The organism is Chromobacterium sp. IIBBL 290-4 (genome assembly GCF_024207115.1).
GTDB lineage: Bacteria > Pseudomonadota > Gammaproteobacteria > Burkholderiales > Chromobacteriaceae > Chromobacterium.
This window is the reverse complement of record NZ_CP100128.1, coordinates 1,925,936-1,940,515: the sequence shown is the minus strand read 5'-3', so window position 1 is coordinate 1,940,515 and position 14,580 is coordinate 1,925,936. Positions and strand designations below refer to the sequence as shown.

The window sequence follows — 14,580 nt, the reverse complement described above, 5'->3', positions numbered from 1 at the left end:
GGCGATCAGAAAGCGAGGCCCAGGCTGAGGTTCCAACGCAGCTTGCCGTCGTTCTCACCCTTGGCGATGTCAAAAGAAAGCGGCGCCACCGGGCTGAGCCAACGCACGCCCACGCCGTAGGCGCGCATGGTCTGGAAGCCCTTCCAGCTGTCGGCGGCGTTGCCGGCGTCGGAAAACAGGGCGAAACGCCAGTCCGGCTTGATCGGAATCTGGTATTCCACGCTGCCGGTGGCCACCACGCGGCCGCCCAGCACCGAGCCGTTGGGGCCGGGCAAGCCCAGGCTTTGGTAATCGTAGCCGCGCACGCTATTGGCGCCGCCGGCGCGGAACAGCAAGGCGGACGGCACTTCGGCGCCGTCTTTGGCCCAGACCTGGCCCAGCTCTATCCGGCCGACAAAAGTGCCGTATTTGGGGAACGGCGACCAATAGCCGACGGCGCGGCCATAGCCCCGGATAATCGAAGTTGAAGAACCCAGCATGCCCAGCGAGCCCGATAGCCGGGCATCCAGCAGATAGCCGCTGCGCGGCCGCATCGGATCGTCCACCGCGCGCTGGGTCCAGCCATACACCAGCTGGCTGACGTGGGTATCGCGCGAGGTGACGCCGCCGGCCTCCTCGCTTTCCTTCAAAAACTCCACGCCCAGCCGCGATTCGATATTGCCGCGGCTGCGGATGCGCCACAGGCCGGCATCGACGGTATCGGTTTTCAGGCCTTGCACCGTTTCCGACTTGAAGGAACTGGTGATGGAGTGGGAATAGCCGTCCGCTTGGCGCGGAAAGCCCAGGCCCAGGCTCAACGACTGCTGCTCGCGCTTCCAGTCCACCAGCATGGAACCGGTGTAGCCGCGCTGGAAAATATTGTAGTGGTCGTAGCCGAGACGCACGCCGGGGCCGACATCGGAATCATAGGTCAGGCCCGACTCCAGCTTTTGCCGCGGCAGCTCCACCACATCCACCGCCACCGGCACCCGGTTGTCGGCGAGATGGTCGAAATCCGGGCTGACGATCACCGAGGAGAAATACGGCGACTGCTCCAAGGCCGACTGGTAATCCAGCAACTTCTGCTGGTTGTAGGCCGAGCCGGGATTGAAGTCGGCCAAGCCATTGGCCAGGTCGGACGGATAACGGCTCATGCCTTTCACCTGGATGTCGCCGAAGCGGATCAGCGCGCCGCTGTCCACCGTCACATCCAGCGTCGCCTTGCCGCTGGCTGGATCGATTCTGGCCTCGCTCGCCGTCATCCTGGCTCTGGGAAAACTGTCCGCCTGCACCTTGCGCAGCACCGCGCGCTTGCTGGCGTCCCAGTCTTCCTGGCGGAACGGCGCCCCCATAGGCAAGGCCCACGCCTCCAGCGCCTGGGCGAAGCGCTGCTGGTAATCCGCCTGCTCGCGGATCGAGCCGACCAGACGGATGGTGACATCGTCGATCAACACCGGCTCGCCCGGCTCCACCTTGATCTTCACCTGATTGCCGTTTTCCAGCTTGGCGGACACCTTGGCATGGAAATAGCCTTCGGTATCCAGCAGCTTCTTCGCCTCGTCCGGCGCCTCTTTCACCAATTCATCCAACCAGCCTTGGTCGATGTCCGCATCTTGCTGCCCCGCCACCAGCTCCAGATTATTGCGCAGCAGCTGCGCCAGATTGGCCGGCGCGTCGATATCCACGGTGTAATCGGGCTTGGCATGGGCGGCGCCTGCCCACAGGCAGACGGCCAGGACGCTTAGCCGCAGGCTTCGAGAGCGGCGGCGCGCGGCGGAAAAGGTAGTCGAAATGATCGGCAAGCTGGGCGGCGTCCGAATGTGAAAGCGATACGGCATGGTAGCGGAAGTCGGCCGGGCTGGCGACGCTGAGCGATTGTCAAACAGCCGGGTCAGACTTGCCTAGCGGCGCGCAAGTTCCCTATATCTACACATTGCCGTCCGCGCCCTGCGCCCAGATGCAGATCCGCTGCCGCCATAGCCGCCGGAATAAACACTACACTGGATTGTGTCTACCTTCTCCCCAGGCCGCCGATCTTGAAAAAGACGCTATTGCTCTTGCTGGCCATCGCTTGCGCGCCATGCCGCGCCGAGCCGCTTGCCGAACGGCCCGCGCTGTCCATAGGCTTTTACGAAGCCGGATTGGAATATAGCGACGGCAAGGGGATAGACGCGGACGTGATAGACGAGCTGGCGCGGCGGGGCGGCTATGTCTTCCTGCGGCAGGACATGCCCCGCGCCCGCATCTGGAGCCAATTGGCCGGCGGCAAACTGGCCATGGCCACCTCCGGCGTGGAAACCGCCGAACGCGGCCGTTTCGCGGAATTCATCCCTTATATCGCGCAAAGCAACCGCGCGCTGACGCTGGATGGGAGGTATCCCACCCCTGCCAGCCTGCTTGCCGATCCCGCCGCCCGCGTCGCCGTGGTGCGCGGCTTCGCCTACGGCAATCCTTATGATGGCCTGATTGCGCGCTTGCGCGCCCGCGGCGCGGTGACCGAGGTGCCGGACACCCAGAGCCTGTTCCTGATGCTGGCGCGCGGGCACGCCCAATTGGTGATTTCCATCCCCGTTTTCTATCTCAAGTACTTGAAGGAGAATGGATTGGAGGAAAGGGTGCGCATCTACGACTGGCAAACGCAGCAGCCGCCGGTCCTGGGCTGTTTGGTGCTGAGCAAAACGCTGTTGGCCGCAACGGAAAGGGCCCAGCTGCGCAAGCTGGTAGCGCAAATGAAACAGGATGGCACGCTGCGCCGCATCTTTTCCCGCTACCTGCCGGCGGACGAGGTGGAAAAGGCGCTGATGTTCTAAAGGCCGGGCTCGTTTCGCCGAGGCAAAGAAAATCAATTAAATTTGACAAATCAATCAATTAGATTGATAATCTTGGCAGCCTCTTCTCAAGCCGCGCCCCAACAGCGGTTTGCCTTGCCTTAACTGCTGTCGCGCCGATAGCAATTTCCGCTCAGGTTTACGAAGCAATACGCCGCGTGTGACGCATCGCTCGCGCGGCTGCCTACTATTTCAGAATTGGAGCTGCCATGTCCAAAGAAGACATGATCGAACTGCAAGGTGTTGTCATTGAAATGCTGCCGGAATCGCGTTTCCGCGTTCGCCTGGACAACAACGTAGAGATTCTTGCTTATGGCTCGGGCAAGATGAAACTGCACCGCATCCGCGTGCTGGTTGGCGACCGAGTTACCGTGGAAATGTCCCCCTACGATCTCACCAAGGGGCGGATCAATTTCCGTCATCCGACACCGAAAATCGATATGGGCGCAGCGCCCCACCGCCGCCCGTAACAGGCCGCCCATTGGGTGGCCTAGAATGGAAACCCAATGAAAATCAAAGAATTGAAACAGGGTGATCGCATCACCCAACACATCGACCAGTCGCCCGTCTCTTTCGAAGTGCTGGCCATCCAGCAACTGGGACGCCGCTTCATGGTGACCTTCCGCTCCGCCTTCGGCATCGAAACCGCCGAATACTCCGGCGAAGCCTACGTCACCGCTGGTTGAGCGCTCAGCCGGCGCGCGCATCTCACGCCGCCGCCGGCAAAAAGCCTCCCTTCCCAGCCCTTTTCCCAAGCCAAGCGCAGTGGCTGCCCGCGCCCCGCTTTCCACATACCCAAAATGGGTAATTGTTGCAACATTTGATCGCAAACTTTCACCCCGCCGAGCCGCAGCCAATCATAAAATGAAATGACTCCCGTTCAGGCTCTCCGGATGGGAGAGATGGCCGCTCATCGCCATCGCCGACACAATTAAGCGACGGACAGGCGCAGACGCTAACCGCCGTCCCGACAATAAAGCTTCTCGCAGCCGATGAACTTGCAGCGCCGCCGCCCTCTCGCGGCAGCCTTGCCGATGCTTCATCAATATCCAGTCAATCAGGGGCGCGTCATGGAGTGGTTATCCAAAATCATCGGCAAGTCGATAGAAAATTGGACAGTCATTCTGTTTTCCGCCCTGCTGTTCACTTTTGCCTGGCATTTCCTGTTGTCGCGGAAAAAGTATGTCTCGGCCCTGCTGTTCGCCACGCTGGGCCTGCTCAGCATAGGCACGGTCAATGGGCTGATAGACTGGCTCTCCGGCCTGGGCGGCGATTCGTTTCTGGAGCTGAACGCCTTCAACTGGCGCGAAGCGCTGTTCTGGCTCGCCACTTTCCGCACCCTGTTTCTGCAGATACTGATCCAGACCGCCAGCGAGAAGCCCACCATCGTGGTGCTGCTCGACGCGCTGCTGCTGTCCGCCGCGCTGCATGCGTGGAGCCGCCGCCGGCTCAGGCTTGTAAAACAACTGGCCTTGCTGGAAATGGTAATGGTTTCCTACCTGGTTTTTCTGGGCTATTCAGGCTTTGCCGCCGGCCGGGGATTCATCGACCATCTCGCGGCGGAGTTTGGCCAGAAGCCTCAAGGCTTCAGCAGCCGGGACAAGGTGGACATGCTGGTTTACATCGGCGAAAGCACCTCCAGCCTGAACATGAGCCTGTACGGCTATCCCTTTCCCACCACCCCCCGCCTGGACTATCTGGCCAGCCATGATGCGGGCTTTCTCCGCTTCGACAAGGTGCGCTCCACCCACACCCATACCTCGCTGAGCTTATTGCGCGCCCTGTCCATCACGGTCAGCGATAAAGACCTGCACCATCTGAAATACGGCATCGGCGCTATCCTGCATCAAGCGGGCCTGCAACCCAGGCTGTATTCCATCCAGCCCTTGAACGGCTCCTTCGCCTCGTTCTCGCACTTCATCTATGACGGCATGCGCTTTGATCTGCATCCCGAAGACCGATACAAAGGCAATTTCTCCGAACCCCGCACCGAAGGGCACCAATTGCTGGAGACGGCGCTGGCCACGCCAGGCGTGGTGTTTTTCCACTCTTACGCCGGCCATGGTCCTTATCTGAACTTTATCGATCCCAGCCTGACCCAGCCGGTGGCCATGCCGGACATCCAGCCCGACGGCTTATTCGGCAATAGCATGCCCAGGCTGCTCCGGGCCGATCTGCGCCAAAACGTGGCCGACTACAACCAGGCCATCACCTATATCGACCGCAACGTCGCCCACGCCATCGACAACATCCGCCAGCGGCTCCAGCCCGCCGTCCTGGTGTATTTTTCCGATCACGGCGATTCGGCCTATACCCTGCGCGGCCACGACTCCTCGCGCTACATCGACGAAATGTCCACGGTGCCGCTGATCCTGTATTTCAATCAGGCCTACCAGGACAAATATCCCGACCGCGTCCGGCAATACCGGCAAGCCGCCGCGGAAAACCGCGTGCGCCTACTGGATCAAATCACCCCCAGCATTCTGGATCTGCTGGGCGTCAGCTCCGCCACGCCGCTGCCCATTCCCACGCTGGCGTCCCATCTGCCGCACCCCAGGCCCTATATCCTGAAGCGGGACATCCAGGGCGACGAGCAAAGAATCAACATCGACTACGACCTCCGCGCCGGCCTGCCTGGCAACCGCCTGCGCGTCGGCACGCCCGCGCCGACCTATATCGCCACCATCCATGAAAAACTGGGGCCGGACATCCCCATTTGCTACCACCGCTCCAACTCCATCGCCAAGGCGCTGCGCGGCGCGGCCATCACCAATTGCCTGGAGTTCGACATGGTGGTGGAGGGCGACAAGCTGACGGTGCATCATCCGCCGCTGCCGTCCACCGGCATGCTGGTGGAGGATATTTTCAAGATTGCCGAGGCCCGCAAGACCAAGCTGTGGATAGATTCGAAAAATCTGGACCAGCCCGAAGCCTGTCTGCGGCTGCTGGCTTATCTGGGCAAGAACCGCAACCGCGTCGGGCAGCTGCTGGTGGAGTTCCCGCCACCCGCCATTCAACGGCTGCCGGAACTGCAGCAGTGCGGCGCGGGCTTGAGAGCGCTGGGCGCGAGAACGTCTTATTACGTTAACGGCGACGTTTCCGTGCCCTGCGCCATGGATCCGGCCAAAAACGCAGGCGCCTGCAACAAGCTGGAAGACATCGTCGAACAGGCGGTTTCATCGGGCATCTTCACCAACCTGAGCTTCGACTTCGACGGCTACGCCGCCATCAAGAAAATACCGGCCGCCCGGCAATTGAAATGGGGCACCTGGGCCATCCGCGCGGAAGATTTCCATGCCTTCCCGCGCCAGGATTTCGACTTCATCATCATGGACACTTCCTCCGACCCCAACACCTACTGAGCGCGCCCGCTACGCGTCGGCCAAGCCGGCCAAAGCCTCAAGCGCAGGAATGGCGCAACACGCGGCGGGCATGTCCTCCGGCCAAGGATGGAAACCCTGCAGCCAGACCGGATGCATCCCGGCGCGCATGGCGCCCTGCGCGTCATTCAGCGGATGGTCGCCGACATACCAGCAGTCTTGCGGCCGCACGCCCATCGCGTCTGCCGCCATCAGAAAAATGGCCGGGTCCGGCTTTTTTACCTCCGCCGATTCCGAACTGATGGTCAATTCGATGGCGGCGGCGAATGGCAGCTGCGCCACTTTTTCCAGCCGGGTGCGATGGCTGCCATTGGAAACCACGCCTATGCGCGCGCCCACGCTCAGCAGCCAGGCCACCGCCTGCGCCGCGCCCGGCATCGCCGCCGTGCAGACGGCGTTATAACGCTCCCAGTGCGCCAATAAGGTTTCGTGCTCAGGCGCTCGCCGCCAGGCCAGCTCGGTTTGCAAGCCATGGGACACCGCCTGCTTGATCGAAGCAAACGGCGAGCCGGCGGGAAGATAGCCGCCATTGTCAAAACGCTTGATCACCGCCGCGGCATCATCCGCGCCGCCGCCCGCCATGACATGGCCGAAATCCCGCCAGAACCGGCGCGCGTATAAATCGATGCTGGCGTTCCGATGCACCAGGGTATTGTCCAGATCGAAGAAAACCGCCTGCGGCAGACGCGCGCCGCATCGCAGCCTGCCGCGCTCGACGGAAACTGATGGCGCGCATGCGCCGGCGCTACGCCCCATAAGCATCCGCATCCAGCCGCAACTGGAAGCCCACCCTATGCTGGCCCGGCCCGCTGTAGTCGTACATCACCGGCACGCCCTCTTCTACGCCATCGCCCGGAAGCAGCGCGAAGCCCATCCGCCGATGAAAAGCGATGGATGCGGCATTGCCCGGCGAGGTGATGGCACGCACTTCCCGACATCCGGACTTGCCGACCGCCTCGAAAAAATGCCGGTACAGATTGCGGCCGACCTCACGCCCGCGCGCCTGCGGCGACACGCCCACCAAATGGATATAAGCCTGTTCAGGCTGCGATTGGGAACGGAAACCGACCAGGAAGCCAATCACCTCGTCCCCCTCCACCGCCGCGAAGCTGGTGCTGGAAAAATGGTCGAAATACATGCGATGCAATAGGTGACGCACCGGCTTGCCGCCCCACCAATCATCCATGGCCAAGGAAAGAACGGCGAAATCGTCCGCCTCGATCTGTCGAATCCGCATGCTGGAAACCTTCAAGACTGCATCAATCAATATGCCGCGATGGCCTGCCGCTTATGGCCCATGCGCAGGCCCGGAACGCGCGCAAACCGCCGGCTGCGCCGCGGCGACATTATGCCTTAGGCATTGCCTGGATGACAAAAGTCGCCGCATGAACCATAAGTATTTGTTCTTACAAAAACGATCTATCTTGAAACAAGCCCGCGAGACGCAAGCGCGGCCAGTTGGAAGCTCCTCCCGCGCACCGGTAGAACGATCATGTCCGACAACAACGACAAAGGCATCATGCTGAAAGCCATCATGGTGGCCGCGCCCATCCTGTTGTGCATGGGCTTGTTGCCGCTGCTGTCGTTTTATATCGAAAAGATGGAAGAGGACGGCCGCGCCCAGATCGTCGACTACATCGCCATCGCCCAGGCGGCGATGGAGGTGAAATTCGACGCCGCCGATCTTAACGGCTGGCAAACCGGCTACGCCTTCGACATCATCCGCAGCGTGGAGGGCGCCAGCCGCGACGACGCGATTTCCCGTTCGGAATTCCTGCGTTCGGCCGACAACTTCCGCCGCGACATCCAAACCTTGCGCGGCATGACCCTCAGCGCCGACCAGCGCAGCCAGCTGGACAGCGTGCAAAAGGATTTCAACGCCTTCATGGAAATGGACCGCGACATCATCGCCATGTACCGCTCCGGCTCTCCCATCGCCCGCGACAAAGCGTCCAAACTGGTGATGGGCGAGGAAATCCAGATCTTCACCCACATTTCGCAAAACACCAACGCGCTGGCTGTATCCATCACCCTTGACCTGATGAAAAAGGTGGCGCAGTCCAACTCCTACGGCATCGTCGCCCGCTGGATGATGCTGGTGATGTGGATCATCGCCAGCGCCATGGCCATTCTGCTGGTGCGGCTGTTGCACAAATGGCTGGGACAGATGCGCAGCCTGATGCAGAAGCTGGAATCGCTGGCCGGCACCGACGAACTGACCCAGCTTCCCAACCGCCGCACCTGGGATCTGCAAATCGAAATGATGCTGGCCACCGCCAAACGCTACGGCCAGCCCGTCGCCGTCGCCTTGTTCGATCTGGACCACTTCAAGCAATTCAACGACACCTACGGCCACCCGGAAGGCGACCGCCTGCTGCGGGAGGCGTCCTTGCTGATCAAATCCCGCATGCGGCAGTCGGATCTGTTCGCCCGCTTCGGCGGCGAGGAGTTCGTGCTGGCGCTGATGGACTGCGACCTGTCGCAAGCCGTCGCCCGCATCGAGTCTTTACGCCGCAACCTGCCGGACGGCCAGACCTTCTCCGTGGGCGTCACCTTGTGGATGAACGGCGAACGGATACACAACACGCTGGCGCGGGCGGACAAGGCGCTGTATCAGGCCAAGGACGGCGGGCGGGATAGGGTGGTGAGCATCGCGCCGCCGGCGCCTGGCGAGCCGCAAGCCTAAGCACCCCGCTGCTGATGCCAAGAGACTGCTCCTGCCGCCGCCAGCCCGCGCCATCGGTTCAAGCATCAGCGCGTCGTCCCTCAGTGTCTCGCATCACGCTAAGCGCAAATACTCGAAAAGCGTAATTAAGGGTTATTAGCGAATCCTGTGCTCTATAGTCCCAGGGCTGGTTTTCAGCGCCGCCTCAACTCCGTCCCGAGATCGCCTTTAAAGGAGAAAGTTATGGCCAATACCCTTACCATCACCGCCTGCGACAACGAACTCGTGCTGATCGCCTACACCGGCGCCAACAGCTACCAGATCGCAGACATCAAGAGCGGCAACAATGAGCCGGTCAACTTCACCATCAGCCTGCAGTCCGGCCAATATACCGGCCCGCTCAACCTGAACGGCGTCACCACCCCGCTGTCCGGCAACTACAACGTCTATCTGGCTCCCGGCGCCTACACGCTGGTGGCCACTGGCATCAATTGGGGCGGCCCGCAAGCCTATGCCGTCAGCCTCAACGGTGCCGCTCTGAAGCCGGTGTACACCAACCCCGAAGTGGGCGTGGTATGGGTATCCTCCCCGGTTTCGCTGCAACAGTAAGCCAACCCGTCTAGCCTCGATTGCGCCATCGCAGCCCAAACGGCTGTTTCTGCCAGGCCCGCCCAGCGGGCCTGGATTGATGGGCCCCGCTCTTTCAGCCGGCAATCCGCCCCATCCATTCCGCCAGCCGCAAATGGCAGGCGGCGGCCAGTTTGACCAGATCGGTATTGTTGACCGGCATCCGGCCCGGCTCGGCGATCAGCTCGGCCAAGCCCTCCAGCGTGGCCACGGAGCTGCTGAGGCCGATCAGCTTGCCATGCGGCCAGCGCTGTTTGTTGTGGCGCTCGTAATCCAGCGCCACCACCCAGCGCGAATGCTGCCAAGGCCCCGGGCTGCGCAGCACCGCCTCCATCACCGCGCGGCTCAGCGGAACTAAGCCTAATAGCCAGGGCGTGCTTTGATCAAAGTGGCTCTTCATATCGTAGTGTTCCGCCCGGAGGCGGGCCAGGGGGCTGCGCGGCCAGCCCCCCGGCACCCCCAGGCCGCCCCGACAGCGCTGCGAAACCCCGCCCCCAAATCCATTTCCAAGGAGCCGCGGCTTTGTTGCACAAATCACCCTCCCAGCAGGCGGGGTAGAATGACGGCATGAGCAAGCCCGCCCCGCCCAAGTACAAGACCACCAACTGGAAGACCTACAATGCTGCGCTCAAGGCGCGTGGGTCGCTGATGATCTGGTTGGACCGTGACATGCGCTGGCATGGCTCTGCAGTCGGCAAACGTGGACGGACACCGACTTTCAGCGATGCCGCCATTCAGTTCTGCCTGACGATCAAATGCCTGTTCAATCTTGCGCTCCGACAGGCCGTGGGTATGGTGCAAAGCCTGCTCAAACTGGCGGGGCTGGACTGGCTGACGCCGGACTACAGCACCGTGTGCCGGCGGCAAAAGCATTTGCAGGTGGCCATTCCTTGCCGTCCAACCACGACCGGGCTGCACCTGTTGATCGACAGCACCGGCATCAAGATGCTGGGTGAAGGCGAATGGAAAACGAAGAAACACGGCGCGGAGTACCGCCGTCAGTGGCGCAAGGTGCATTTGGGCATTGATGCGCAGACGCTGGAAATCCGGGCGATTGAAGTGACCGACAACGCGGTGGGCGATGCGCCAATGTTGCCGGAGTTGCTGGACCAGATTTCCGCGGGGGAAAGGATTGCTGCAGTAAGTGGCGATGGTGCCTACGACACCAAAGGCTGCCATGAAGCGATTGCCAAGCGAAAAGCCGAGGCGGTGATTCCTACCCGAAAGAATGCCAAGCCGTGGAAGGAAAATCGGTTGGGCGCCCATGTCCGAAACGAGATACTGCGTGCTACCCGGCTCCTGGGTCGAGCGATCTGGAGGAAATGGAGCGGTTACCATCGCCGCAGCCTGGTGGAAACCAAGATGCGCTGTTTCAAGCTGCTGGGCGAGCGGGTAATGGCAAGGGACTTCGACCGTCAAGTCGCAGAGCTCCAAGTGCGAGCGGCGATCTTGAACCGCTTCACGCGGCTCGGGACGCCGATGACGGTGCGCATGCCATAAATCCGTCCGGGGAAAGGGGCTTTGCATGCCGAAGCCTATTTATGCAACAAAGCCTCTCATAAGTGGAATTGGATACGAATATAGAAACCATCATTTTAAGAAGTGATTGGACATACTTGATATGAGAAATGGTACATTGCCTTTATACAGAACCGAACCGGCGCGCCCCACTCCCCATCAGCGCAAGCCGGCTCCGAAGCCATTTCCAAGGTTTTAAGCCGCCGGCTGTTCGACGCGGGGCGACGTTAGCGCCCCGCTAGTTCCGGCGGCTCCTTGGAAATGGCTTTGGAGCCGGGGTTTCGCCGCGCTGTTGGGGCGGCCTGGGATTGCCAAGGGGCTGGCCGCACAGCCCCTGGCCCGTCCGCCGGGCGGAACCGGCACCAAAATCATCCGTCCGCGAAGCGGACACAAAACCTTCGCCTACGCACAAGCCCCTCTCCTCCTAATCGGTCCAAGTAAGCTGGGCTTCGCTGCGCTCTGCACCAACCTACACGCCAACGAATCCCAGGCCATCGAGAACACAAAACCGAACTGACGCGCCCCATTTCCCATCAGCGCAAGCCGGCTCCGAAGCCATTTCCAATGGTTTTAAGCCGCCGGCTGTCCGACGCGGGGCAACGTTAGCGCGTACCGCTGAGCGAATCAAAGATTCGCACGCATGTAGTCCCGGCGGCTCCTTGGGAATGGCTTCGGAGACGGGGTTTCGCCGCGCTGCTGGGGTCGCCTAGGGGTGTCGGGGAGCTGGCGAGACAGCTCCCTGACCTGCCCGGCGGGCAGCCCCGCCATCAAAATCCATCGTCCGCAAAGCGGACACAAAACCTTCGCCTACGCACAGGCCACCTAGCGTTGCCCCCTCTCCCCAACCCCTCTCCCGCGAGGGGAGAGGGGCTTGGCAACCTAATCGGTCCAAGTAAGCTGGGCTTCGCTACGCTCAGCACCAACCTACACGCCAGCCAATCCCAGGCCATCTTGAACATAAAACCGAACCGACGCGCCCCATTCCCCATCAGCGCAAGCCGGCTCCGAAGCCATTTCCAAAGTTTTAAGCCGCCGGCTGTTCGAGGCGGGGCGACGTTAGCGCCCCGCTAGTTCCGGCGGCTCCTTGGGAATGGCTTTGAAGACGGGGTTTCGCCGCGCTACTGGGGTCGCCTAGGGGTGACTGCGTGCGAATCTTGGATTCGCTCAGCGATAGGAGTTGGCGAGACAGCTCCCTGACCTGCCCGGCGGGCAGCCCCGCCATGAAAATCATCGTCCGCGAAGCGGACACCAAACCGCAACACCATAATCGGTGCGTCGCCCCTTCGGGGTGACGCACCCTAGCCGCTCTTTCGCAAGCGGCGGCGAATCACCAGCAAGCCGGAAGCCGCGACAACGGTGGTCGAAAAAATGACCATATAAAGCGGCTTTACCTGGAATAGATAAGGTTGCAGATAGGCCACTCCTGCGATGATTAGATACAAAGTGGCAGCCGCGAGGGCAAGCGCAAGCCCCGCTGCCAGTACATGATTACGCATGTCTACTCCTGATGAAATTCAGTGCCCGACGCTCTCCCCCGGGGAGAGGGGCTTAATGGCGGCGGAACGCCCGCTTGGCGGGCTTCCGCCCTACGCAATCCACTTATCATATCACCCGGCCAAAACAAAAAGGGCAAGCCGCCAGGCTTGCCCCTTCTTCATCTGACGGCGGTCAAAACCGCCGCTCAAACCTTACTTCTTGCGTTGCGGCGGCAGGTCCGTGCAGGTGCCGTGCGCCACTTCCGCCGCCATGCCGATGGACTCGCCCATGGTCGGGTGCGGGTGGATGGTCTTGCCGATATCGGTCGCGTCGCAACCCATCTCGATCGCCAGGCACACTTCGCCGATCATGTCGCCGGCGTGCGGGCCTACGATGCCGCCGCCGATGATCTGGTGGCTTTCGGCGTCGAAGATCAGCTTGGTGAAGCCTTCATCGCGGCCGTTGGCGATGGCGCGGCCGGAGGCGGCCCACGGGAACACGCCCTTCTCGATCTTCAGGCCTTGCTTCTTGGCTTCGTCTTCGGTCACGCCCACCCAGGCCACTTCCGGATCGGTGTAGGCCACGCCCGGAATCACGCGGGCGTCGAAGTAGGCTTTCTGGCCGGCGCAGTTTTCCGCCGCCACGTGGCCTTCATGCACGCCCTTGTGCGCCAGCATCGGCTGGCCGACGATGTCGCCGATGGCGAAGATGTGCGGCACATTGGTGCGCTGCTGCTTGTCCACCTGGATGAAACCGCGGTCGGTCACCGCGATGCCGGCGTTTTCGGCGCCGATCAGCTTGCCGTTAGGCGCGCGGCCGGTCGCGTACAGCACCAGGTCGTAGCGTTGCGGTTCTTTCGGGGCTTGAGCGCCTTCGAAAGTCACCCATACGCCGTCTTCCTTAGGCTCCACGGCCACAGTCTTGGTGTTCAGCATGATGTTGTCGAAGCGGTGGGCGTTCCACTTCTGCCATACCTTGACCAGGTCGCGGTCGGCGCCTTGCATCAGGCCATCCAGCATTTCCACCACGTCCAGGCGCGCGCCCAGCGTGGAGTAGACGGTACCCATTTCCAGGCCGATGATGCCGCCGCCGATGATCAGCATGCGGTCGGCCACGCCCTTCAGCTCCAGCGCACCGGTGGAATCCACCACGCGCGGGTCGTTCGGGATGAACGGCAGCTTCACCACGCGGGAGCCGGCGGCGATGATGGCGTTCTTGAACTTGACGATCTTCTTCTCGCCGGATTCTTCGCGGCCCTGGCCGGTGGTCACCGAAACTTCGATGTGGTGCGGGTCGATGAAGTGGCCGTTGCCGCGCACGATCTCCACCTTGCGCGCCTTGGCCATGCCGCCCAGGCCGCCGGTCAGCTTGGCGATGACCTTTTCCTTGTAGCCGCGCAGCATGTCGATGTCCACTTCCGGCTTGCCGAACTTGATGCCGTTGGCGGCCAGGTGGCTCACTTCGTCGATCACCGCGGCGTTGTGCAGCAGCGCCTTGGACGGAATGCAGCCCACGTTCAGGCATACGCCGCCCAGAGTGGCGTAGCGCTCGACGATGACCACTTTCAGACCCAGGTCGGCCGCGCGGAAGGCGGCGGAGTAACCGCCGGGGCCGCCGCCCAGCACCATCACGTCGCATTCCACGTCCGCGCCGCCGCTATGAGTAGCGGCAACCGGAGCGGCCTGCGGCGCGAAGCCGGCTTGGGTGGTGGCGGAAGCGACGCCGGTGGTTTCCACCGGTTTCGGGGCGGCCGGAGCCGCGGCGGCTGCGCCGGCGGCTTCCAGGATGACGACCAGGTCGCCTTCGGAGACTTTGCTGCCTACGGCGACGCGCACTTCCTTGACGGTGCCGGCGGCTTCAGCCGGCACTTCCATGGTGGCTTTGTCGGTTTCCAGCGTGATCAGGCTGGCTTCTTTTTCGATCACGTCGCCCGGTTTGACGAACACTTCGATCACGTCCACATTGTTGTGGCCGCCGATGTCCGGGACTTTCAATTCGATCAGATTGCTCATGGTTTTCCATCCGCAATATTGGGAGGCCGGCAAATAGCCGGCCGCCTCTAATCCGCGCGGGCATGGCCTTGCGGCCAGCCCGCCCTACTGGGCTT

Annotated in this window: 13 protein-coding genes; 7 read left to right on the top strand and 6 right to left on the bottom strand. The window is 61.9% G+C overall.

Features of this window, described 5'->3' with window-relative positions; all coding sequences use genetic code 11:
- Positions 1–5 precede the first annotated feature (5 nt).
- A complete protein-coding gene (locus NKT35_RS09040; protein WP_254300671.1) occupies positions 6–1,781 on the bottom strand; it encodes an autotransporter assembly complex protein TamA in 1,776 nt (591 codons plus the stop codon).
- A gap of 234 nt (positions 1,782–2,015) precedes the next feature.
- On the opposite strand from NKT35_RS09040, the gene NKT35_RS09035 reads away from it, so the two are divergent.
- The 4 genes from NKT35_RS09035 (at position 2,016) to NKT35_RS09020 (ending at position 6,169) form a co-directional block, all read left to right on the top strand.
- A complete protein-coding gene (locus NKT35_RS09035; RefSeq protein WP_254300670.1) occupies positions 2,016–2,789 on the top strand; it encodes a substrate-binding periplasmic protein in 774 nt (257 codons plus the stop codon).
- A gap of 227 nt (positions 2,790–3,016) precedes the next feature.
- The gene (gene infA / locus NKT35_RS09030; RefSeq protein WP_254300669.1) at positions 3,017–3,277 is read left to right on the top strand and encodes a translation initiation factor IF-1; all 261 of its coding nucleotides are present in this window, start codon (positions 3,017–3,019) and stop codon (positions 3,275–3,277) included.
- Between the two features lie 36 nt (positions 3,278–3,313).
- A complete protein-coding gene (locus NKT35_RS09025) occupies positions 3,314–3,493 on the top strand; it encodes a hypothetical protein (protein WP_254300668.1) in 180 nt (59 codons plus the stop codon).
- A gap of 384 nt (positions 3,494–3,877) precedes the next feature.
- Entirely contained in the window at positions 3,878–6,169 is a 2,292-nt protein-coding gene (locus NKT35_RS09020; RefSeq protein ID WP_254300667.1) for a sulfatase-like hydrolase/transferase, read from the top strand.
- A gap of 9 nt (positions 6,170–6,178) precedes the next feature.
- On the opposite strand, the gene NKT35_RS09015 is transcribed toward NKT35_RS09020, so the two are convergent.
- Positions 6,179–6,943 carry an HAD family hydrolase gene (locus NKT35_RS09015; protein WP_254300666.1) on the bottom strand — a complete coding sequence of 255 codons (765 nt, stop codon included), beginning with the start codon at positions 6,941–6,943 and terminating at the stop codon, positions 6,179–6,181.
- A complete protein-coding gene (locus tag NKT35_RS09010; protein ID WP_254300665.1) occupies positions 6,933–7,424 on the bottom strand; it encodes a GNAT family N-acetyltransferase in 492 nt (163 codons plus the stop codon). The genes NKT35_RS09015 and NKT35_RS09010 overlap by 11 nt, the downstream gene beginning before the upstream one ends.
- A 255-nt stretch (positions 7,425–7,679) precedes the next feature.
- On the opposite strand from NKT35_RS09010, the gene NKT35_RS09005 reads away from it, so the two are divergent.
- Both NKT35_RS09005 and NKT35_RS09000 read left to right on the top strand, forming a co-directional pair.
- Positions 7,680–8,873 (top strand): GGDEF domain-containing protein, encoded by a 1,194-nt coding sequence (locus tag NKT35_RS09005; protein WP_254300664.1) that lies wholly within the window; start codon positions 7,680–7,682, stop codon positions 8,871–8,873.
- Positions 8,874–9,095: 222 nt separating this feature from the next.
- Positions 9,096–9,461: a hypothetical protein gene (locus NKT35_RS09000; RefSeq protein ID WP_254300663.1), complete on the top strand. Its 366-nt coding sequence runs from the start codon at positions 9,096–9,098 to the stop codon at positions 9,459–9,461.
- A 94-nt stretch (positions 9,462–9,555) separates the two neighbouring features.
- On the opposite strand, the gene NKT35_RS08995 is transcribed toward NKT35_RS09000, so the two are convergent.
- Positions 9,556–9,879: a hypothetical protein gene (locus tag NKT35_RS08995; protein ID WP_254300662.1), complete on the bottom strand. Its 324-nt coding sequence runs from the start codon at positions 9,877–9,879 to the stop codon at positions 9,556–9,558.
- A 167-nt stretch (positions 9,880–10,046) separates the two neighbouring features.
- Here NKT35_RS08995 and NKT35_RS08990 point away from each other — a divergent pair, with 167 nt between their 5' ends.
- The gene (locus tag NKT35_RS08990; RefSeq protein WP_254294827.1) at positions 10,047–10,979 is read left to right on the top strand and encodes an IS5 family transposase; all 933 of its coding nucleotides are present in this window, start codon (positions 10,047–10,049) and stop codon (positions 10,977–10,979) included.
- A gap of 1,316 nt (positions 10,980–12,295) precedes the next feature.
- On the opposite strand, the gene NKT35_RS08985 is transcribed toward NKT35_RS08990, so the two are convergent.
- Positions 12,296–12,493 carry a hypothetical protein gene (locus NKT35_RS08985; protein ID WP_254300661.1) on the bottom strand — a complete coding sequence of 66 codons (198 nt, stop codon included), beginning with the start codon at positions 12,491–12,493 and terminating at the stop codon, positions 12,296–12,298.
- Positions 12,494–12,685: 192 nt separating this feature from the next.
- Positions 12,686–14,485 (bottom strand): dihydrolipoyl dehydrogenase, encoded by a 1,800-nt coding sequence (lpdA, locus tag NKT35_RS08980; RefSeq protein WP_254300660.1) that lies wholly within the window; start codon positions 14,483–14,485, stop codon positions 12,686–12,688.
- Between the last annotated feature and the right edge of the window lie 95 nt (positions 14,486–14,580).

Excerpts from the sequence above, each read along its gene's own strand:
- NKT35_RS08990 (WP_254294827.1), top strand. The coding sequence starts at position 10,047 with ATGAGCAAGCCCGCCCCGCCCAAGTACAAGACCACCAACTGGAAGACC.
- NKT35_RS09020 (WP_254300667.1), top strand. The coding sequence starts at position 3,878 with ATGGAGTGGTTATCCAAAATCATCGGCAAGTCGATAGAAAATTGGACA.
- NKT35_RS09010 (WP_254300665.1), bottom strand. The coding sequence starts at position 7,424 with ATGCGGATTCGACAGATCGAGGCGGACGATTTCGCCGTTCTTTCCTTG.
- NKT35_RS09000 (WP_254300663.1), top strand. The coding sequence starts at position 9,096 with ATGGCCAATACCCTTACCATCACCGCCTGCGACAACGAACTCGTGCTG.
- NKT35_RS09025 (WP_254300668.1), top strand. The coding sequence starts at position 3,314 with ATGAAAATCAAAGAATTGAAACAGGGTGATCGCATCACCCAACACATC.
- NKT35_RS08985 (WP_254300661.1), bottom strand. The coding sequence starts at position 12,493 with ATGCGTAATCATGTACTGGCAGCGGGGCTTGCGCTTGCCCTCGCGGCT.
- lpdA (WP_254300660.1), bottom strand. The coding sequence starts at position 14,485 with ATGAGCAATCTGATCGAATTGAAAGTCCCGGACATCGGCGGCCACAAC.
- NKT35_RS09015 (WP_254300666.1), bottom strand. The coding sequence starts at position 6,943 with ATGGGGCGTAGCGCCGGCGCATGCGCGCCATCAGTTTCCGTCGAGCGC.
- NKT35_RS08995 (WP_254300662.1), bottom strand. The coding sequence starts at position 9,879 with ATGAAGAGCCACTTTGATCAAAGCACGCCCTGGCTATTAGGCTTAGTT.
- infA (WP_254300669.1), top strand. The coding sequence starts at position 3,017 with ATGTCCAAAGAAGACATGATCGAACTGCAAGGTGTTGTCATTGAAATG.
- NKT35_RS09005 (WP_254300664.1), top strand. The coding sequence starts at position 7,680 with ATGTCCGACAACAACGACAAAGGCATCATGCTGAAAGCCATCATGGTG.